The following is a 369-nucleotide window of genomic DNA, read 5'->3' as shown; positions in this document are numbered from 1 at the left end:
CGGCCATCCATGGCCGGGGGCAGCTAACCCGGCATCCATGCCGAGTTGCCCACTGCGCAGAACCTCCTCTCGGCCTCACGAGGGGGCGTGTACCGCAAAAGCGCCCGAGGCGGCCTACCAGCCGGCCTGTTTGTTGGGTTCGTTCGTCTGTGATGTACCTGGTCGACTGACAGGTCGTCATCGCGAGCAAGCTCGCTCCCACAGGTACTCAGTACATCTGCAAGGTCTGGGTCGGCTGGCAGGTCGTCTTCGCGAGCAGGCTCGCTCCCACACTTGATCCGAGTATGCCTGCAAGAGATTGGTCGGCTGTAAGGCCGCCTTCGCTGGCAAGCCAGCTCCAGTTGATCGGCGTACACCCACGCTTCTCAC

Origin of the sequence: Pseudomonas fluorescens (genome assembly GCF_000967965.1) — a bacterium.
GTDB classification, from domain to species: domain Bacteria; phylum Pseudomonadota; class Gammaproteobacteria; order Pseudomonadales; family Pseudomonadaceae; genus Aquipseudomonas; species Aquipseudomonas grandcourensis.
The sequence above is the reverse complement of the archived record's forward strand: the minus strand, read 5'-3'. Positions refer to the sequence as shown.